Genomic DNA, 18,198 nt, shown 5'->3' with positions numbered 1-18,198 from the left:
ACGGGTGCGCTCCCTGACCCTCTTCCATTGGTGGCCTCGTGTAACAAATTAACCGGGATTCGTATCACTTCAGGCCCGGAGCGCCGGTGCGGCCGCTTAACCAGGCTGCCGCCCTGCGCCGTGCCGATTCTGTGGGCGGGAAGCTCAGCCCAGCTGCGCGAGGGGATGTTCTGCCAGCCCCAGCGCCGCCTGCAGCTCCCCATGCGTCCGCAGAATGCGGGCCGCGCCCGCCCCAAGCAGATGCACGGCATTGTCAGGATGGACGTGGCCCCCGGCCAGCAGGCCCCAGGCCGTCGCCCCGGCAGCGACGCCCGCGCTCAGGCCGGTCACGCTGTCCTCGACCACCACGCAGCGGGAGATGTCCGCGCCCAGCTGCGCGGCGGCGAAGGCGTACAGGTCCGGCGCCGGTTTGCCGCGCCCGCCCACATGCGCCGGGTCGTAGGCGTGTGCCCCCACCATCGGGGCCAGGCCCGACGCCTCCAGCTTGCGCGTCAGGCGGCTGCGCAGGCTGTTGCTGGCGACGGCGAACGGGAGGCCCGCCCCCCGCAACAGTTCCAGCGTCTGGGCCGCACCCTCGATGGTCTGCGTGCTGCCGAAGGCCTCATGCAACCGGGCGTCCATCTCGGGGATGAACGATTCGGGGCGCGTCCAGCCGTAGGTCTGCCGCAGCCACTCGAACAGCACCACGTGCGTGCCGCCCACCGCCTGCGCCATGAAGGTGGGCAGGTCGATCTCCAGGCCATGCTCGGCCAGCAGCTCCACCCAGACGGTGCTGGCCTGCAGCTCGCTGTCCACCAGCACGCCATCTAAGTCAAAAAGGACCGCTTCAAACCGGGGCATCAGGTGTAGCTCTCCGGGCCGTGTTCCCATCCGGCCAGGATATGGATGTGGGTGTGGAACACCACCTGCCCGCCCTTCTCGCCGGAGTTGACCAGCAGGCGGTAATCCTCGGCGTGTTGCCGGGCCACCTTCACGGCGGTCAGCCACAATCGGCCCATCTCTTCGGCGTCGGTGATCTCGTCCAGACGTGCGCTGACCTGCTTGGGAATCACCAGCAGGTGAATCGGTGCCTTGGGCGCGATGTCGCGGATGGCGACGTAGCGGTCGTCCTCATACACGATGTCGCTGGGAATCTCGCGGGCGATGATGCGCTCGAACAGGGTGGGGGAGGGGGTCATGCATCCACTCTAACGAGGCGACAGGTCTTTATGCGGGGTTCATGTTCGGACCCTGGCTGATCCACTTGGGAAGCCGCCGCATATACCCGTCTGAGTCAGGAGAGACCCGACGCAAGCCGCCCTTCTTCCCACGCTCCATCTGTTCAGGACACGCCCTGGCGCGCTGTCCCGCCCCGCCCTCTTGCCCCCAAGGAGTACCCCATGACCGACACCACCCCCAGCCAGACCACCGTTGCCCAGACCACCGAAGCCACCCTCAACCGCCGCGCCGCCCTGGGCTTCCTGGGCAAGGCGGGCCTGGGCATGGCCGCCATGGGCCTGGCTGCCCCCGCGCTGGCCGCCCCCGCCAAGGACATCGACGGCGACGTGCTGAACTTCGCCCTGAACCTGGAGTACCTGGAAGCCGCCTTCTATCTGGCGGCAGTGGGCCGTCTGGACGAGCTGAAGAAGATCGGCGGCGACGCGGCCATCCGTCTGCCTGCCGGGCTGGACATGGCGCGCGGCATGCAGTTCAAGGACAGCAACGTGCAGGCGCTGGCCAACGACATCGCCGAGGACGAACTGGCGCACGTCAAGTTCCTGCACGGCGCGCTGGGCAAGGGCGCGGTCATGCGCCCCGTGATTGACCTGAACGCGGCGTTCAAGGCGGCGGGCAGCGCGGCCAGCGGCGGGGCCATCACGGGCTTTAACCCCTACGCCAACGACCTGTTCTTCCTGCACGGTGCGTTCATCTTCGAGGACGTGGGTGTCACTGCCTACAACGGCGCGGCCACGCTGATCACCAACCCGGCGTACCTGCAGGCCGCCGCCGGCATCCTGGCCGTCGAGGCCTACCATGCCGGCGCGATCCGCACCACGCTGTACCAGCAGCGCCAGATCACGGCGGCGGCGGGGCTCTACGTCGGTCAGGTCGTGCAGGCCATCAGCAACCTGCGTGGCAAGGTGGGCGGCGGCAAGGACATGGGCCTGACCGACAACGCCGGGAATGCGGTGATCGCTCCCGCCGACAAGAACGGCGTGGCGTATGGCCGCAGCACCCGCGAGGTCCTGAACATCGTGTACCTGGCCCCTGGTGCCACCAAGGGCGGCTTCTACCCCAACGGCCTGAACGGCAGCATCAAGTAAGGACAGCAGGGGTGGGCCGCGTACCCGCCTGAACATCACCCGAGACAATCACCTGAGACACACAACGGCCTGCGCAGAAGCGTGGGCCGTTTTTGCCCTTTCACATTCCGGGTAGCTCAGCCGGGCAGGCCCAGTTCTGCCGCCGCGATTCGCGCCACCTCCAGCGTGGTCCGGGCCAATTGGTCCTCGCCGTCCTCCAGATGCCATGCGGCGGACAGGCCCGCGTAGGCCAGTGCCCAGCGCAGCACGCGCTCCGGGTCCAGCGTCGCCGTCTCGGAGATGATCCGGGCCTGCCTGACCAGTCGGCCCGGCGCGGCTGCCGTTTCCAGATCGGGATTGCACAGCATGTTGGCGTAGTCGAAGCCGCGCTCGCCGATCAGGCCCTTGGGGTCGATCAACAGCCAGCCGCGCGACGGGCTGTGCAGCAGATTGGCGTGGTGGATGTCGCCGTGCAGCACCCCCACCTCCTGCGGCGCGTCCAGCAGGGCGCGTGCCGTGCACAGGGCTGTGGCGAAGACGCCGCCCGCCGCCGGGGCCACCGCCTCCAGTGACCCGAACCAGCGCCGCAACGTGGGCAGTGCGGGCCAGGGCCGGGCGCGGGGCAACCGGGCCGCCGCCTGACACAGAATTCGCGTCGCCTCATCGTCCTGCCCGGCGGCGGCCATGTCCAGCAGCGACGGGCGAACGTCCAGCCGCTCCATCAGCAGGGCGGCGCCGTCGTGCGCGTACACCTGGGCCGCGCCGCGTCCGGCCCACCACACCATCACCCCGTTGCCCCGGCGCTCTTCCTCGACGTGGGCAATTTTGAGTATGGCCGTCCGTCCCCTGTCCCTCACCGGCAACAGGTCGCTGCTGGGGGTGTGGAGGGCCTTGCCGTCCGGCTGCAGGCTCCAGCGTCTCAGATGGGTTGCGAAGGGCACAGGCCCAGTCTGCACCTTTCGGGCGACGCCCTGTCACCGGGGACAGGGCTTACACTCTGTCAGCTATGGATTGGTTTTACGCGATTGTATACGGCATTGTCGAGGGCATTACCGAATTTCTTCCGATCAGCTCGACAGGTCACCTGATCCTGACGGGCAACCTGCTGGGCGTGCCGTGGCCCAAGGACGTGAAAAACACCTTCGAGGTGGTGATTCAGGGCGGTGCGATTCTGGCGGTGCTGGCGTACTACTGGCGCGATTTTCTGAAGATCCGGCACATCGGCTCCGACAGGTCCCAGCAGACGCTGTGGCTGGGCGTGGTGGTGGCATGCATTCCTGCCGTGATTCTGGGCCTGCTGTTCGGCGACGCCATCAAGGCCAACCTGTTCCGCCCCAGCGTGGTGGCCTGGGCGCTGATCGTGGGCGGCGTGATCATGTGGCTGGTGGAAAGCCGCAGGGTGGCGCCGGTCGTCCACGACATCGAATCCATCGGCGTGCGCAAGTCGCTGTTTATCGGCACCATCCAGTGTCTGGCACTGCTGTGGCCCGGCTTCTCGCGCAGCGCCAGCAGCATTCTGGGCGGCATGGTCCTGGGACTGGACCGGCCCACCGCCACCAAATTCAGCTTCTACCTGGGCGTGCCCACCCTGGGCGGCGCGGCGCTGCTGGATTTTCTCAAGAGCCGCGAGATCCTGGCGCAGATCGGCGTGGTCAACGTCTTTCTGGGCGCGGTGGTCAGCTTCGTGGTGGCGTATCTGGCGATCGGCTGGCTGCTGCGCTTTATCTCCACCAACAACTTCAAGGGCTTCGCCGTGTACCGCGTGGTGGTGGGCGTTGTGATCCTGGTCCTGATCGCCACGGGCGTGATGAGTAACGGCAGTCTGGCGTAGAGGACGCACCGACTGAAAGCTGAAATGGCCAGCCGCAAAGATGTTTGACTCTTTGCGGCTGGCCTTGGCTGTGCTGGGGATTGCGGCGCTAGACGCCGTCCTCCGCCTCGCCCGGCCCGCTCTCGGCCACGTCCGCCGCGCCCTCCTCGATCACGGTCAGGGAGCGCAGGGTCTGGCCCTGGTGCCAGCCGTACTGGGGATTGTTCAGGGCCAGGGTAGAGGCAATGGCCTCGGCCACGCCGCGCTCCGGCTCGTCGTCCAGGCAGAACAGCAGGAACTTGCGCCCGCCGGGGGCGATGCGGATAAACAGGTCCGCGCCGATTTCCAGCTGCTGGGTGCGCCCGAATTTCTCGGCGCGGCCCTGCGCGTACTTCAGGGCCTGACGGATCGGGACAGTGACGGTGGGGTGGCTCATGCCCCCGACCTTAGCCCGACCAGCAGCATGTCGGCGAAGCTGTCGGCCACGTCACGCGGGGTGAGCGGGCCGCCGGGGCGGTACCAGGTGTAGGCCCAGTTCACGGCGGACAGCACCAGATACGCGGTCATGCGCGGGTCCAGATCGCGGCGGAAGGCCCCCTCCTGAATGCCGCGTGTGATCAGCTCGCGGTAAAATTCGTCGATGCTGTCGCGCCAGCCGGTCACGCGGGCGTAGGCCTCGGGCGACAGGTGCTTCCACTCGTGAAAGAACACGGTGGCGCTGTCCATGTTGTCGGCCACCACCCGGATGTGGCGGTGCATGGCCTCGCGCAGCTTCTCGTCGGCGGGCATTTCGACACTCCGCAGGGTGAACAGCGCCTCGTCGAACTGCCGCGAGGCCACGTTCACGATCTCGATCAGCAGCTCCTCCTTGCCGCTGATGTGGGCGTACAGGCTGCCGCCCTGCATGCCCAGATCGCCCGCCAGGTCACGCATGCTCGTGGCGTGGTAGCCGCGCTCGGAGAACAGGCGGCTGGCCGAGTCGAGAATCTGTGCGCGGCGGGGTTTGGCAGGATCAGTCATGGTCGGCAGGAGGGAGGCGCAGAGTCACGCCTATTGTTGTGAAGCCTAGCACGGTCCCTAACGGGCGTTTGGTTCTTGTGGACGGTGCCACTGCAAGCTGGGGAAGCGGATGGTAGAACACGGGACATGACTTCCAATGCTTCTGTCGCAGGTGCGCCTGTGGGTGTGCGGCCTGCTGTCCGGGCCGTGCCGGCGTATCCCTTCAGTCCCATTCAGGTGCCGATCAAGCTCGATCAGAACGAGAACCCGTACGACTTTCCGGCAGAGTTGAAGGCCAGGGCCGCCGAGCGCATGCTGGCGCAGCCGTGGAACCGCTATCCGGACCTGCACGCCGACACCCTGGCCGCCCGGATTGCCGATTACGAGGCCTGGGACGCGGACGGCGTGGTGGTGACCCCCGGCAGCAACGTGCTGATCAAGCTGCTGACCGAGCTGGCGGGTATCGACCAGACGGTGCTGACCGTCGATCCCACCTTCAGCGTCTACACCCTGGAAGCCCGGATGCTGGGCGCGCGGCTGGTGCAGGTGCCGCTGAACGGGGACTTCTCCATGCCGGTGGACCGCCTGAAAATTGAGCTGCAGCGCCAGCGCCCCGGCGTGCTGTACATCACCCGGCCGCACGCGCCGACCGGGCATGTGGACGATCTGGCCGCCGTGCGCGAACTGCTGGACGCCGCCGGGGACTGGGTCGTGGTGCTGGACGAGGCCTACTACCAGTACAGCGACACCGATGGCCGCGACCTGATACGCGGGTATCCCAACGCCCTGAGCCTGCGGACCTTTTCCAAGGCCTGGGGGCTGGCCGGGCTGCGGGCCGGGTACGCCCTGGCGGGAGCTGAGCTGGCGACGCAGCTTCAGAAGCTGGTTCCGGCCTTCAACATCAATGTGCTGACCCAGGCCGCCCTGGAAGTGGCCCTGGAGAATCCCGGCTACGTGCAGCAGCGCGTCGCGGAGGGGGTGGCCGAGCGGGAGCGGGTGCTGGCGGCGCTGGCCGATCACCCCACCTGTCAGGCCCTGCCCAGCCGCGCCAATTTTTTCCTGCTGCGGACCCCGGACGCCGAGGTGGCCTACCGTCATCTGATTGACCACGGCATCGTGACCCGTCGCCAGGACCGCCTGACCGGGCTGGAGGGCTGCCTGCGCGTCGGCATCGGTGCGCCCGCCGAGAACGACACCCTGATCGAGGCTGTGCGGGCGCTGAAGTAGGATGGACCGCTTTGCGGCGCCGCCCGAATACCCGCCGCGTTCGGTCCTGATCCGGGACTGCACCGGCTGCGGCGCGTGCTGCGCGGCCCCCGACATCCACGCCCTGAACAAGCCGCTGGGCGTGGCCTGCGTGCACCTGGACGCCGACTGCCGCTGCCAGATCTACGCCGCCCGTCCCCCCGTCTGCCGCAATTATCAGGCGGACTGGGTGTGCGGCGAGGTGGCGGTGCTGCCCACGCTGGAGGCACGGGTGACGCGGTTTCTGGAGATCTATGGACTGGAAGCCGCTCCGGGTGTCGTCAGCCGGTAACCGTCGTTCTGGGGGGAGACCGTCGCCACCCCGGCCCGCGCTGGCCCCTACAGTGCCAACCAGCCCACCGCCGCGCAGCCCAGCACCACCGCCCACGCCGGCAGGCGTCCGGCACTCAGGGCGGCGTAGGCCAGCAGCGCCAGTGCCAGATCACCCGGCCCCCGGACGCCGCTGGTGAAGACCGGGTTGTACAGCGCGGCCAGCAGCAACCCCACCACCCCGGCATTCAGTCCGGCCAATGCACTGCGGGCCGCAGGCCGGGCCGACAGCGCGGACCAGAACGGCAGCGCCCCGGCCATCAGCAATGCGCCCGGCAAAAAGATGCCCAGCGTGGAAATCAGTGCGCCCAGCAGCGGAGAGGCCACGGTCTGCGCCGCTCCCAGAAAGGTGGCAAAGGTGAACAGCGGCCCCGGCACCGCGTTGGCCGCCCCGTAGCCGGCCACGAAGGTTTCATGGCTGACGAAGTCCGGAACGAAGCCCGTTTCTAGCAGCGGCAGCACCACATGCCCGCCCCCGAAGACCAGCGCCCCGGCGCGGAAGGTGGCGTCAAGCAGCGTCCAGCCCGCGCCCAGCGGCGCGAGCAGCGGCAGCAGCAGCAACCCAGCCCCGCAGCTCAGCAGCAGCGCCGCGCCTACACGGCGGGACACGGGAACGGCGGGCAGGCCACGCTCCGGCATGGCATTGACCCGTAAAAAACGCCAGCCGATCAGGGCGCAGGCCAGCAGCGCGGCCACCTGCGCCCCGGCCCCGGGCAGCAGCAGCAGCGCCGCCGCCACACCCAGCGCCAGCGCTGCCCGCAGGCGATCTGTGACCAGACTGCCCCATAGCCCGGCCACTGCCTGCGCCACCACGGCCACTGCTGCCACCTTCAGGCCCGCCAGTGCGCCCGCCGTTTCCGCGCCGCCCCAGCGGGACAGGCCCAGCGCGGCCAGGAACATCAGCGCCGCGCTGGGCAGGGTAAACCCCACCCACGCCGCCAGCAGCCCAGGCCAGCCTGCCCGCAGCAGCCCGGACGCCATGCCCACCTGGGAACTGGCCGGGCCGGGCAAGAACTGCGCCAACGCCACCAGATCGGCGTATCCGGCCTCGGTGAACCACCGGCGGCGCACCACCAGTTCGGCGCGGTAATAGCCCAGGTGCGCCACCGGGCCGCCAAAACTGGTCAGGCCCAGGCGCAAAAAGACCCAGAACACTTCGAGGGCGGGCATGGGGGACAGGGTAAATCAAGCTGGCTTGCCCCGCGTCACAGATAGCGAAAAGCCCCAGCTGTGGCTGGGGCTTTTCGGTGCATTGGCCGGCTTAGTCGTCCGCCGCCTGCCCGCTCTTCTTCGGCACCGCCGGGTTCTCCATGAACTCGGTGGGGTCCACTGTGTCGAAGCCGATTTCCTTCTCGTAGTCCTGAATCTTGAGGTGCAGGCGCTTGACGTCGCCCTCCACCATGCCGTAGTCGAAGGTGTCGAAGATGGCCGTGGTCTGGTGGTTGTGGCCGTCGAAGTCCGGCACCTCGCGGGTCTTTTTAATGCCGTCTTCCAGCGCCTTGCGGCTCTCGATGCCCAGGTTGCGGAAGGCCACCTGCATCACGTCGCGGTTGAAGTCGCGCGGACCATAGATGCCGGCGCGGTACACCGTTTCCGAGAACTCCTTCCAGTCGGGGACCAGCATGGACGCGGGCATGGAAAACTGGCCGATCACATTCTTGATGGCCTCCAGCGTGCGCTGCGGATAGTAGTACAGGTACATCCGCACGCCTTCCAGGAAGAAGTTGTAGTGCGCCGCCTCGTCCACGGCAATGGTCTGCGCCACCTTGGCCAGCACCGGATCCGAGAAGCCCGCCAGATGCGGCTTGTCGCTCTTGCCCTGCGCGATCTTCATCATGTTCAGGTAGTTGAGCTGGGTGGCACGTTCCTGAAACACGGTGTACACCAGGTTGTGAATGGCGTCGGGGAAGGGCAACTCCCAGGTCTGGGACTTGAGACGCTCCTTGTACTCGGCAATCCACTGTGGCGTGCGCTTGCCGCTGAACAGCACGGCGTTTTCCCAGGCGTCGGCATGCTTTTCTTCCTCGCTGCCCCACCTGAGCTGAAAGTGGCTGCGTCCGTGGCTGCGGCGCACCAGATTCAGCAGGCTGCTGGTGAAGTCCGGCGCGTACTGCTCGACGGCAAAAAAGCCCTGGGTCACGGTCACAATCTCCGGCGGCAGATCCTTGCTCAGCGCCTTCCAGTCGAAGCTGCGGTCCGGGTTCCAGTTGCGCGTCTCCTGGCTGCGGGCGGTGTACCAGCGGTACAGGCCCAGAAAACCGCGCTCGATCAGGCGGTCCTTCTCGCGGTTGCTGAGCAGCCCTGCCGGGGTCTGGGGCCGCTCGTTAAGCATGTTGGGGGGCAGAATCTCGGCCATAGGGGGGTCCTCCTGAGGTCTCCCGCGTCACGTCGGGAGAGGGTGGGGCAAATCCGGGTGTATCCCAGTGGCCCTGCCAGTCTGTGCGGCGGAGCCTTGCACTGAAGGCAGGGCTGGGGACGGTATGCACGCAGCCTAGACCCTGCGTCCTGACATACCCCTGGTCTGGGACACGGTGCAAGAAGCCTGAGCCCCAGCTGTCTGACAGGCGGGACGGCGTCCCAGCCAACATAAAACAGCAGAGTGGGCGGAGAACAGGTGAGCGTCGGGTAAGCAATTGGTATACGGTGCGTGTTCCTTGGCGCGCCGCTGCCCAGCAGGTGCGTGCGCGGGACGGCGATCGTGACGGGTCTCCAAAAGGAGAACCTAGACGCCCAGCCGCCGACACACCCGCTAAACTGCCCCCCATGAGCCTCGTTGGACAGCCCGCCCCGGACTTCACCCTGCCTGCCAACACCGGGGAGACCGTGACCCTGAGCAGTTACCGGGGGCATCAGAACGTCGTGCTGGTCTTTTACCCGCTGGATTTCAGTCCGGTGTGCAGCATGCAACTCCCGGAGTACTCGGGACGGCAGGACGACTTCGCCGAGGCCGGGGCGGCGGTGCTGGGCGTCAACCGCGACAGCCTTCACGCCCACCGCGCCTGGGCCGCCGAGTACGGCATCGAGGTGCCGTTGCTCTCGGATATGAACCTGAACGTGGCGCGGCAGTACGGCGTCGCCATCGACGAGCGTGGCGTCAGCGGACGCGCCGTCTTCCTGATCGACAGGAGCGGCGTGGTGCGCTTCCAGCACACCGAAGCCCAGACCGGCGAATACACCGTGCGCCCCGAAGCGGTGCTGGCAAAACTGCGGGAGCTGTAGGCCCAGGCCCACGCTCAGGGGTGCTACAGGGCCAGCGGGTCCACCAGCAGCGCACCCTCGGCCTCGAAGGCCTCGGCGTAGCGCACGCGCGCCAAGGTGCCCCAGTAGCTCTGGCGGGCGCGGCGGCGTTCGATGATCTCAGGTGTGACCGTCTCCGACACCACCTGCCCCGTGAACTGGCTCTCGTGGGCGCGAATGGCCGCCTCCCACTGGTCCTGTACCTCGCCCACGTCGATCAGCAGGTCCGGCTGGATGTCGGCATTGCCCTGATACAGCAGCGTGCGTGACACGCGCCAGGGTTCGCCGTCCAGATCGGCCTTGCGCAGCTGTGCCAGATGCACGGCCCGCCGCGCCAGCTGGTAGGTGCCGAAATGGTCCGGGTGACGGTCCTGGTGGTGCGGCACCACCAGGACACGTGGACGCACGGCGCGCAGGGCGGCAGCCAGGGCGTGCGCGGCTTCGGGGGTGTCGGTCAGTTCGCCGTCTCGCAGGCCCAGGTTGCCGCGCCAGCTCAGACCCATGATGTGCGCGGCCCGTGCACATTCCTGGACACGCAGGTCCGGGGTGCCCTGGGTGCCGCGCTCGCCCCGCGAGAGCTCCAGCACGCCCACGCCGCGCCCGGCCTGCGCCAGTTGAATCAGCGTGCCGCCCGCACCGATCTCGGCGTCGTCCGGATGGGGGGCCAGGCACAGCCAGTCCAGCGGCTGGGGGGTCCCGTAGACAGTCTGGAACGGAGGCGTTGGCGGACGGGTCATGCCGGACAGCATAGGCGGGATGATGGCGGCGGGGCGCGGCCCTTTTGCCTTGACACCTCGGGGCGGCGTCCATATACTCGCTGAGCCTTTGCGTCAGGAGACGGCAGCAAGTCGGCCAGTGTAGCTCAGTGGTAGAGCAACTGATTCGTAATCAGTAGGTCGTCCGTTCGACCCGGATCACTGGCTCCAAAAAAAACCCCGCCTAGCGCGGGGTTTTCACTTTTCCCATTTTCACTGAAATTGTCAAGACGGCCAGATCGTCACTATCGTGTCACTACTGGAAAAAGTGGCCTCAGTTGGGGAGACCCGTTGCCTGCTGAAAAAGATCGCTCAGATCGAACGCCGCTTCCTCGCGCTGATCGTCATACAGGTGGGTGTAGGTCCGCAGCGTGAAGGCCACATCGGCATGGCCCAGGCACTCGCTGACAGTTTTGGGCGGGATGCCCCGCAGGATCATCAGCGACGCTGCCGTGTGCCGCATGTCGTGGAGACGGATGCGGGGAACACCCGCCTGCTTGACGAGCTTGTCATGCCAGTTGGAGAAGACACTTGGGCGTGCGTAGTCGCCGAGGGGCGTGGCAAAGACCATTCCCAGATCCACCCAGGCTGATCCAGAGGCCTGTCGTTCTGCGTTCTGGCGCGCTTGGTGTTCTCTCAATTTGGACATCGTGCCGGGAGAGAGAATATATAGTCCGCCTGGACGCCTTGCTCTTGGGTGTGGTGAGTTCCACCGTGCTGGAAGTGATCGTCGGCTTTCCTGCAAGGATTTTTCCAGGAATGCCATTGCCCTGTACCTCCACCAAGTTGTGCCTGACGGTCAGGCGTGAACGCTCGAAGTCCACGTCTACCCACTTCAAGCCCATGACTTCTCCCCGGCGCATGCCCGTCATCAGTGCCAGGTAAAACGCGGCGTGCAGCCGGTGGCTCTGGGTCTCGTCCAGGAATGACGCCACTTGCTCCGCCGTCCAGACCTGCATTTCCTTACGTTCTACCTTCGGGGGGCGCACTGCGTCGGCGACATTGCGGGGCAGCATCTGCCAGCGGACCCCCTGTTGCAGGGCCATTTTCAGTACGCGCAGGGCGTAGGCAGAGATGGAAGCGCTCTTTCCCTGCTTGCGCATCTCGAACAACATTTGTTCCACATCCAGTGGGCCCAATTTTTCCAGCTTGACGCGCCCCAGGTGCAGCGTGATGTAGCGCCGCGACGTGTCCCGGTAGCTTTGAATAGTATTAGCTGAGGGTGCCCCAATTGCGGTGCCAGCCAATTTGCAACTTTCAGCTTACTTCAGCCCGCCTGTTGCAGGCGGGCAAATTCGTCAGGTGTCTGGCCACCAAGTGAGGTGTGCGGACGAACCTGGTTGTAATCGACTCTCCAGGCCGACAGGATGACGCGGGCCTGCTCCAGGCTCTGGAACCAGTGTAGATTCAAGCACTCATCCCTCAATCGCCCGTTGAAGCTCTCGATATACGCGTTCTCGACGGGTTTTCCCGGACGGATGAATAGGTGACTGGTCCCTGTTTCGTGCGTCCAAAGGTTCAAGGCCTTGCCTGCAAATTCCGGCCCATTATCAGTGATGATCGCGAGTGGCGGACCTCGAAACCGGACTACCGCTATCATCTCGCGGACGACGTCGTAACCCGTGATGGAGACCCTGACATGCATCACCAGACACTCGCGAGTGAAATCATCCACCACATTCAGCACCCGAAATCGCTGGCCTGAGGCCAGCTGGTCTGCGACGAAGTCCAGACTCCAGCGCTGATTTGCCGCAGAAACCTGTGGTTTCTGCTGACGCTCACCCACGGCGAGCCTCCGGCGCACTTTCTGGCGCGCTGCGACACCTTCGCCCTGATCCAGCAGCCCACCTCCTCACAGGCCTGCCGGAACGCCTGCGACGTGAAATCTGACCCTGCATCCGACATCACCACCACCTCTTCCTGATGCCCGTGGCGATGGAGCAGCTGAAGTCCGGCCTGCAGCGCGGTCACCGCGCTGCAGGCCGTGAGATTGCGAACCACTTCCAGATGCAGGACGGCACGACTTTGAACGTCCAGCACGACATACACCCAGGCCACACCATCCGCGAGACTGAACCGGGTGGCGTCAATCTGAACCCGGCGCCCCTCGGGCCACAGGAGAGGCGTCAGGATGTGCACAGACGGGCGCCGTGTTTTCCTCGGCTGGGCCGGAATCAAGTCCAGTTCCCGGAGTAACTGTCTGACCTCATGGCGGCCAGGCGCAGCCTGGCCGTACTGCCCCGCCAGTTGACGCTGAATACGCCGATATCCGTAGGTTGGATTTGCCACCGCGACGTCACGGACCTGATCACGATGTGCTGTCTGTCGCGCTTGACGCGCTTTTTCTTGCTCTCCGTGACGCCGGGCGTCACGGAGCTTCCAGTACGGCAGGTCGATGTCCCTGGCAAAGCTGGACAGGCTGACATGGGGTTGGTCTTGGAGCACCTCGGCATACAGCAGGGGGGCCTGCGGAACGCTCAAAGACCCCAAGCTTTTTTTGCAATATAGAGGGACAACTCTTTCTCACCCAGCAGACTTTTCAGCCGCTCGTTTTCCTGCTCGAGGGCTTTGACGCCGTGATCGACATGGTCACCGACGAGGCGGGCACGGCCCGCCTCCGGGAACTGCGTCCGCCACTTGTGGATCAGACTTTCGGCGGCGCCATGCTGACGGGCCAGTTCCGCCACCGACTGCTCACCGCGCAGGACGGCCAGCACGATCTGCTCTTTGAGCTCGGGTGCCCACGTTTTCCGTTGCTTTCCCATACGTTCCCTCCAGTGTGCCCCACCCTCCTGGTGGGTGGGCCATTTTCTGTCGGGATTTCTGAAGCACTGCCAGGTGGCGGGTACTGGGCCGAATTAGAATTGAGATTTGCTGGGTATAAAGATTAGCCGGGCCAAATGCAGGTCACGGTTAGCCAGGGTCTCGAAGTAAGGGTTCGTGACCACGACGGTCAGTGGTTCCGGGCCGACAGTCAGCCGAACATTGGAAACCCTGGCTCCGGCCTCCATCTGGAGGAGCGTCCGGCCCGCCTGCATGATCTCCAGTGCTGGAAACACCCCACCGCCCTGCCGTCCCACCACCTGCATTGAAAAAGTTCCACTGCCACAAGGAACTATAACCAGTGGCGGCGATCCGAGAAGTTCGGTGGCTTCTGTTTCAGGCGTCCAGGTGAGAGAAGGCACAGAAGGCGGTGCAGGCGTGAGTCCGCCGCAGGACGCGCCAACTAGGCTGAGGCTGTAGAGGGTAGCGATCCGCGCGTCTGAACGGTAGAAATCGTTCAGATAGCCCAGATAGATCTGCCCAGCGTGTGGGATCTGAACATCAGTGGTCTCCTGCTCTGCGCCAAGGCTCAGGGTCTTCACGATTCCGTCGCCCTGCGCCACGGTTAATTGTGGGAGGTCCGGTCCTCCCAACTTGCCTCTGCCAATGACCTTGAGCGTTCCAGGTGAACAGACCGTGCCCCCCAGCCACGACTCACTGCGGAAGTGCCAGCCGTTGCCCTCCGGTACGAGGGCCTCTTCGCCCCCAGAGACTGGCGCGAACTGGGCAGGCACACATGTCTCTGTGACAGCCAACGCTAATGGTTGTGGGCCGCTGCTGAGGGAGATGATAAGCGCCAGTCCTGCGGCCACCGAAAATGGGGCAGCAGTCAACGCGACTCCACGCCAGAGTGGTTTTATGGTGGGCAAGGCGGTGGTTCTTTGGGAATCAACCGGCGGCAGGGGTCTCCTCTCGCAGCTCAGCGTTTCTTTGTGGGCGCCTGTAAGCCTGAACCACGAGATAGACCGCGGGCACCAGCACGAACCAGACAAGCGGCCTGACGAAACTCACCGTCTCCCCGCGTGCCCACAGCAGCAGGATGCTCAGGATGACGCCCGAAAAGACAATGTGTGCAGCATTGCGATAATTCGAGAACCACGTCAGCAGCACCTGCATGGCTAACGCGATTGCGAAAAACCCCGTCACGCCGCCCACCACGCCAAAATTGGCGTATGTCTCCGCGATGGGACTGAAACCAAAGCCACCGCCGATGCTGGCGAGACTCGGATCAACCGTTCGGGTCAGCCAGTTCGCATACACGTTGTCCCCAGCCACCGCCGGATTTAGCCCTCCCGTGCTGGGCAAGATGGTCCACAGCGAGTTGACGTAACTTGCCCCGTTCCCGAAATCCCTCGCGCCGGGAATGTAGTTCAGCGCGTAGGCCGTGGGCATAATCGAGGCTCCGGTTTCGTTGAGGGTGGCGAGGGCCGGGTTGGCGAAATTGGCGAATGTCTGGGCCAGGACGGCGGGCGTGAGCCGGACTACCCCGCCCTCGTCTCGCAGCACGGCGATCACTGGTAGCACAACCAGGAACAGCACCGCCCCGACACCTACCGCCAAACGGGCCGGGATGGGCCAGATACGGTAGTGGACGACGAACCATAGCGCGATCAGCGGCATGATGGCCGGACTGCGGCTGCCCAGCGCCAGTTTGGTGGCGACAAAGGCCAGCATTACCATCACCACCACCATCACCCCGCGCCGCATCAGGGTGCCGCTGCCTAACAGAAACAGCAGCCCCGGCACAAAAAACGCCCCAGCTACCGCCCGCCAGCCACTCGCCCCCACGTTGACTTCCCGGGAGTACAGCGAGAGATACCCCCCATCGGCCACCACACGCAAGGCGCTGATCAGTTCCAGGACGGCGGGCACCGTCCCCAGCGTCAGGAATAGCAGGCCCACCAGCCGCAACTTGCTTACCTGAATGTCTGCAGCCGTCGTGGCACGGGGGCGCACCAGCAGTGCCGTTAGCACTGTTGCCAACACCCACGCGGCCAGACAGACGGAGACCAGATAGCCTGCTGCGGCCAAGTTTCCATCTGAAAAATAGAGGACCACCAGCGGGTCGTTTGGCGTGAATACGTGAGCGATCAGTGCGCCTGCGTTGAACAGCACCAGCGAGATAGACAGCAGCATTCGGGCGTCCCAGAGGGTGCGGGTGATCAATGCCACTGCCCCCAGCCCCAGCACCGTGACGCCTAGGGCCAGGGAACTCACGTTCTCCAACCCCAGGGCGCCGCTGACGCTCCCCAGTGAGCCGATCAGCAGCGGTGTGAGCAGCGCAGCCACAAGCAGGGTCTGGAATATCAGCAGGGCATGGAGGAGGGGCGGTGCAATGGTGCGCTGAGCTGTTGGCATAAGGAATGAAATCACATTATTGATCGCGTTTCAGCTATGCATTGATAGTCTGCGGCAATGTCCGGTTGGCAGCTTACCCGTTACTCCCGGGCTCAACTCGAAGAGCGCCGCCTCGCGGCGCTTGAATGGGTGGCGCGCGGCACGCACAAGAACCAGGCGGTTGCCGATCACTTTGGGGTCTCGGTCCACACGGTGTACAGCTGGAGAGGCCGGCTGAAACGCAACGGCAGTCTTCAGGCCACGGTGGCCAGCGGTCCAACCTCACGACTTACGGAAGAGCACAACGACAGCAGTTGCGCACCCTCGTGCGAGAAGGTGCTGTCCATCATGGCTTTCGAGATGAGACATGGACGACCCGCCGTGTGAGTGAACTGATCGGCCGACATTTCGATGTCTAGTATCACCATGATCATGTCCGGCACATCCTGCGGGGATTGGGCTTTACCCCACAGATGCCCGATGGACGGGCAGCAGAACGCAATGAGCTTCGGATCGTCAGTTGGAAAGAACAGGTGGGCCGGGAGTTAAAAAAAAAGGTCGCTGAGGGCGCCACGCTCGTGTACTTGGATGAGGTGGGCTTTGCTCGGAAAGCTGTCCGCAGGCAGACCTGGTCGGCCAGGGGCGTCACGCCCCTGGTTACCTTGCCAGCGAACTGGGAGAAGCTTCAGTAGCTGACAACTTCTTTTTCCGGCTGTCCCCGTGCGGGAAAAGGGCGTATCAAGACACGTAGCATCTCGCCGAGTCTCTCGGGGACCCACCGCAGCACATGGCGCAGTTCTTCCGAGCCGTAGCGCACCAGGCTCATGGCCTTGCGGCCATGGGCCAGCACCCGGAGTGGTTTCGCTTCATGTCGCCAGACGCCCACCCGCAGGCAAGCCAACCACGCCAGGGTCACCAGACCGAACAGTCGTTCCAACCGAGTGGGGTGTGTGACCCCGGTCTGCTCCAAATCGAAGCCCCGCGACTTTTGTAAGCCAAACGTGGACTCGATGTTCTAGCGAAGCTTGTCCAGCTGCCCTCAGTACCCGACACTTTCCACAGCCGTCGTCTGGTCCGGCGTCCAGAATTGAATCAGGTGGAGCAGTTCGTCCATTGAGGTTCCGATCTGACGGGAAGACGCCCGAACGAGCGCCCGTAGACCTAGAGTCACGACACTCCAGGCCCGCCGTCCGTGTTTTTTCAGCGCCGTGTCCTGGTCGATGCCGACCAGGACGCTCCAGACATACGCCAGGGTGAGCAAACAAAGCAGCCGCGTCACATGAGTGGGACGCGTCATGTGGGTGTTTTTCAACCGGAAGCCCTTCGTTTTGAGCGCCCTGAACAGACATTCGATTCTCCAGCGCTTGCGGTATCCCTTCAGCATGCGACTGGCGGCGGTGGCGTTGCTCGCCACGATCAGGGGTTCCCCCTGATCTGTCCGGGTCAACACCACATTCATCGGGAGTCCATAGACCTCCACGCCCTCGAGGAGCATCGCCTGCTTTCCAGGTTGCAAGCCACCCAACCACTCGCCCGCTGGCAGGTCTTCGATGTGGGTATCGACGCGGAGACGGACGGTGATCGGTATCCCTCGCTCAGCCAAGCCCTGGATCCACGCCTGGCCGATGAATTCCCGGTCTGCATAAATCGTGGCAACGTCGCAGCAGTCCAGCAGCGTCAGCGCCTCGTCCATCACGGCCAGCCGGGTCCTCGTCTCGCTGCCCTCCGCTGTGCGGCAACAACTCGAACAGGAGTGGCACGGCCACACCTCGCCAGTTCACTGCCAGCACCAGCGCGTTGACATCGGTCTTCCCCAGTTTCCAGTTCGTGCGGTCAAGGGTGAAGTCCCGCCGTTTCCCATCGGGGAGCAGCGCCAGAACCAGACGGGCAACATCCAGAGGACACAGCGGATGCTGGTGAAAGAATCGCTCAATCTGGCGAATGACAGAAGCCGTCTGAGCGTTGCCCGGGCAACGCTCGGCCAGTGATGCGTGGCGAACGTCTTTGGCCCCGATCAACGCCAGGACGAGCAGAGCGAGCAGTTCCACCTGATTTTTGCGGTAGGCCGGGAAGTGAGAGACGAAACACAGCGTCAACGATTTCAGAGCAGCGGGAGACGCGCTCTGTTCTCGCGTGCTAGACGACAGATTTCAAGCCCCCCGAAAACTGTCGGGTACTGAGGGCGTGACCACAATGAGACGTAGGGTCCGCCCAGGGCCGTATGGTCCACCCATCAACTCGGCACGCCAGAACAGCCGTTCCGTCCCATTGGCAAACGTACGCTTGAACGGCTGCCAGTCGCCTGACACTGCTTGCAGTGCCAGTTCCTCGACACCACCAGGCGTCCCACGTTCATGCCACCACGCGTAGGAGCTGGGGA

At 64.8% G+C, this 18,198-nt stretch carries 23 protein-coding genes, 1 tRNA gene and 4 pseudogenes; 9 read left to right on the top strand and 19 right to left on the bottom strand.

Annotation, left to right across the window (positions count from 1 at the left end; all coding sequences use genetic code 11):
* Positions 1-144 precede the first annotated feature (144 nt).
* Both IEY31_RS17680 and IEY31_RS17675 read right to left on the bottom strand, forming a co-directional pair.
* On the bottom strand, positions 145-870 hold the full coding sequence (locus IEY31_RS17680) for an HAD family hydrolase (protein ID WP_229723755.1): 726 nt from the start codon (positions 868-870) through the stop codon (positions 145-147).
* Complete coding sequence (locus IEY31_RS17675; RefSeq protein WP_188974277.1) at positions 840-1,178, bottom strand: histidine triad nucleotide-binding protein; 339 nt, start codon at positions 1,176-1,178, stop codon at positions 840-842. The genes IEY31_RS17680 and IEY31_RS17675 overlap by 31 nt, the downstream gene beginning before the upstream one ends.
* A gap of 201 nt (positions 1,179-1,379) precedes the next feature.
* On the opposite strand from IEY31_RS17675, the gene IEY31_RS17670 reads away from it, so the two are divergent.
* Entirely contained in the window at positions 1,380-2,303 is a 924-nt protein-coding gene (locus IEY31_RS17670; RefSeq protein ID WP_188974276.1) for a ferritin-like domain-containing protein, read from the top strand.
* Between the two features lie 116 nt (positions 2,304-2,419).
* On the opposite strand, the gene IEY31_RS17665 is transcribed toward IEY31_RS17670, so the two are convergent.
* Positions 2,420-3,223, bottom strand: coding sequence for an aminoglycoside phosphotransferase family protein (locus IEY31_RS17665; RefSeq protein ID WP_188974275.1), 804 nt, complete (start codon positions 3,221-3,223; stop codon positions 2,420-2,422).
* A 65-nt stretch (positions 3,224-3,288) separates the two neighbouring features.
* Here IEY31_RS17665 and IEY31_RS17660 point away from each other — a divergent pair, with 65 nt between their 5' ends.
* A complete protein-coding gene (locus IEY31_RS17660) occupies positions 3,289-4,113 on the top strand; it encodes an undecaprenyl-diphosphate phosphatase (protein WP_188974274.1) in 825 nt (274 codons plus the stop codon).
* An 88-nt stretch (positions 4,114-4,201) separates the two neighbouring features.
* Here IEY31_RS17660 and IEY31_RS17655 read toward each other — a convergent pair whose 3' ends face one another.
* Both IEY31_RS17655 and IEY31_RS17650 read right to left on the bottom strand, forming a co-directional pair.
* Complete coding sequence (locus IEY31_RS17655) at positions 4,202-4,528, bottom strand: hypothetical protein (RefSeq protein ID WP_188974273.1); 327 nt, start codon at positions 4,526-4,528, stop codon at positions 4,202-4,204.
* Positions 4,525-5,112, bottom strand: coding sequence for a TetR/AcrR family transcriptional regulator (locus IEY31_RS17650; RefSeq protein WP_188974272.1), 588 nt, complete (start codon positions 5,110-5,112; stop codon positions 4,525-4,527). Before IEY31_RS17650 ends, IEY31_RS17655 begins: the two co-directional genes overlap by 4 nt.
* Before the next feature lie 126 nt (positions 5,113-5,238).
* Here IEY31_RS17650 and IEY31_RS17645 point away from each other — a divergent pair, with 126 nt between their 5' ends.
* Together IEY31_RS17645 and IEY31_RS17640 are read left to right on the top strand one after the other, a co-directional pair.
* The gene (locus IEY31_RS17645) at positions 5,239-6,318 is read left to right on the top strand and encodes a pyridoxal phosphate-dependent aminotransferase (RefSeq protein ID WP_188974271.1); all 1,080 of its coding nucleotides are present in this window, start codon (positions 5,239-5,241) and stop codon (positions 6,316-6,318) included.
* A 1-nt stretch (position 6,319) separates the two neighbouring features.
* The gene (locus IEY31_RS17640; RefSeq protein ID WP_188974270.1) at positions 6,320-6,628 is read left to right on the top strand and encodes a YkgJ family cysteine cluster protein; all 309 of its coding nucleotides are present in this window, start codon (positions 6,320-6,322) and stop codon (positions 6,626-6,628) included.
* A 47-nt stretch (positions 6,629-6,675) separates the two neighbouring features.
* Here the strand turns inward: IEY31_RS17640 and chrA are convergent, their stop codons facing one another.
* Positions 6,676-7,836, bottom strand: a complete 1,161-nt coding sequence (chrA, locus tag IEY31_RS17635; RefSeq protein WP_188974269.1) for a chromate efflux transporter — start codon at positions 7,834-7,836, stop codon at positions 6,676-6,678.
* A gap of 91 nt (positions 7,837-7,927) precedes the next feature.
* On the bottom strand, positions 7,928-9,022 hold the full coding sequence (locus tag IEY31_RS17630; RefSeq protein WP_188974268.1) for an acyl-ACP desaturase: 1,095 nt from the start codon (positions 9,020-9,022) through the stop codon (positions 7,928-7,930).
* Between the two features lie 407 nt (positions 9,023-9,429).
* Here IEY31_RS17630 and IEY31_RS17625 point away from each other — a divergent pair, with 407 nt between their 5' ends.
* Positions 9,430-9,885, top strand: a complete 456-nt coding sequence (locus IEY31_RS17625; RefSeq protein WP_188974267.1) for a peroxiredoxin — start codon at positions 9,430-9,432, stop codon at positions 9,883-9,885.
* Between the two features lie 23 nt (positions 9,886-9,908).
* Here IEY31_RS17625 and bshB1 read toward each other — a convergent pair whose 3' ends face one another.
* Complete coding sequence (bshB1, locus tag IEY31_RS17620) at positions 9,909-10,640, bottom strand: bacillithiol biosynthesis deacetylase BshB1 (protein ID WP_188974266.1); 732 nt, start codon at positions 10,638-10,640, stop codon at positions 9,909-9,911.
* A gap of 114 nt (positions 10,641-10,754) precedes the next feature.
* Here bshB1 and IEY31_RS17615 point away from each other — a divergent pair.
* Positions 10,755-10,829: transfer RNA gene (locus IEY31_RS17615), tRNA-Thr, on the top strand.
* Positions 10,830-10,932: 103 nt separating this feature from the next.
* Here IEY31_RS17615 and IEY31_RS17610 read toward each other — a convergent pair.
* From IEY31_RS17610 to wzy, 8 genes and pseudogenes are all read right to left on the bottom strand, one after another.
* Positions 10,933-11,229 (bottom strand): tyrosine-type recombinase/integrase, encoded by a 297-nt coding sequence (locus tag IEY31_RS17610; protein ID WP_188974265.1) that lies wholly within the window; start codon positions 11,227-11,229, stop codon positions 10,933-10,935.
* Positions 11,168-11,905, bottom strand: a complete 738-nt coding sequence (locus IEY31_RS17605; protein WP_188974264.1) for a tyrosine-type recombinase/integrase — start codon at positions 11,903-11,905, stop codon at positions 11,168-11,170. Before IEY31_RS17605 ends, IEY31_RS17610 begins: the two co-directional genes overlap by 62 nt.
* 20 nt (positions 11,906-11,925) lie before the next feature.
* Entirely contained in the window at positions 11,926-12,180 is a 255-nt protein-coding gene (locus IEY31_RS19175; protein ID WP_456236832.1) for an integrase core domain-containing protein, read from the bottom strand.
* A pseudogene (locus IEY31_RS19170) lies at positions 12,181-12,444 on the bottom strand (DDE-type integrase/transposase/recombinase); the annotation flags it as partial.
* Positions 12,339-13,139 carry a DDE-type integrase/transposase/recombinase gene (locus tag IEY31_RS17595; protein WP_188974262.1) on the bottom strand — a complete coding sequence of 267 codons (801 nt, stop codon included), beginning with the start codon at positions 13,137-13,139 and terminating at the stop codon, positions 12,339-12,341. The gene IEY31_RS17595 and the pseudogene IEY31_RS19170, both read right to left, overlap by 106 nt.
* Positions 13,136-13,423: a transposase gene (locus IEY31_RS17590; protein ID WP_188974261.1), complete on the bottom strand. Its 288-nt coding sequence runs from the start codon at positions 13,421-13,423 to the stop codon at positions 13,136-13,138. Before IEY31_RS17590 ends, IEY31_RS17595 begins: the two co-directional genes overlap by 4 nt.
* Before the next feature lie 93 nt (positions 13,424-13,516).
* Complete coding sequence (locus IEY31_RS17585) at positions 13,517-14,044, bottom strand: hypothetical protein (protein ID WP_188974260.1); 528 nt, start codon at positions 14,042-14,044, stop codon at positions 13,517-13,519.
* Between the two features lie 325 nt (positions 14,045-14,369).
* Positions 14,370-15,770: an O-antigen polysaccharide polymerase Wzy gene (gene wzy, locus IEY31_RS17580; RefSeq protein ID WP_188974259.1), complete on the bottom strand. Its 1,401-nt coding sequence runs from the start codon at positions 15,768-15,770 to the stop codon at positions 14,370-14,372.
* A gap of 126 nt (positions 15,771-15,896) precedes the next feature.
* Here wzy and IEY31_RS18955 point away from each other — a divergent pair, with 126 nt between their 5' ends.
* Together IEY31_RS18955 and IEY31_RS19125 are read left to right on the top strand one after the other, a co-directional pair.
* Positions 15,897-16,205, top strand: coding sequence for a helix-turn-helix domain-containing protein (locus IEY31_RS18955; protein ID WP_268238975.1), 309 nt, complete (start codon positions 15,897-15,899; stop codon positions 16,203-16,205).
* A 44-nt stretch (positions 16,206-16,249) separates the two neighbouring features.
* A pseudogene (locus IEY31_RS19125) lies at positions 16,250-16,510 on the top strand (winged helix-turn-helix domain-containing protein); the annotation flags it as partial.
* Between the two features lie 107 nt (positions 16,511-16,617).
* Here IEY31_RS19125 and IEY31_RS19165 read toward each other — a convergent pair.
* Together IEY31_RS19165 and IEY31_RS17560 are read right to left on the bottom strand one after the other, a co-directional pair.
* Positions 16,618-16,833: pseudogene (locus IEY31_RS19165) on the bottom strand (IS4 family transposase); the annotation flags it as partial.
* A 24-nt stretch (positions 16,834-16,857) separates the two neighbouring features.
* A complete protein-coding gene (locus IEY31_RS17560; RefSeq protein WP_188974256.1) occupies positions 16,858-17,511 on the bottom strand; it encodes a transposase in 654 nt (217 codons plus the stop codon).
* 37 nt (positions 17,512-17,548) lie between these two features.
* On the opposite strand from IEY31_RS17560, the gene IEY31_RS17555 reads away from it, so the two are divergent.
* A complete protein-coding gene (locus IEY31_RS17555; RefSeq protein ID WP_188974255.1) occupies positions 17,549-17,806 on the top strand; it encodes a hypothetical protein in 258 nt (85 codons plus the stop codon).
* Between the two features lie 192 nt (positions 17,807-17,998).
* Here the strand turns inward: IEY31_RS17555 and IEY31_RS19160 are convergent.
* Positions 17,999-18,198, bottom strand: a pseudogene (locus IEY31_RS19160) (IS701 family transposase); the annotation flags it as partial.

Origin of the sequence: Deinococcus aerolatus (genome assembly GCF_014647055.1) — a bacterium.
Taxonomy (GTDB): Bacteria; Deinococcota; Deinococci; order Deinococcales; family Deinococcaceae; genus Deinococcus; species Deinococcus aerolatus.
The sequence above is the reverse complement of the archived record's forward strand: the minus strand, read 5'-3'. Positions and strand labels throughout refer to the sequence as shown.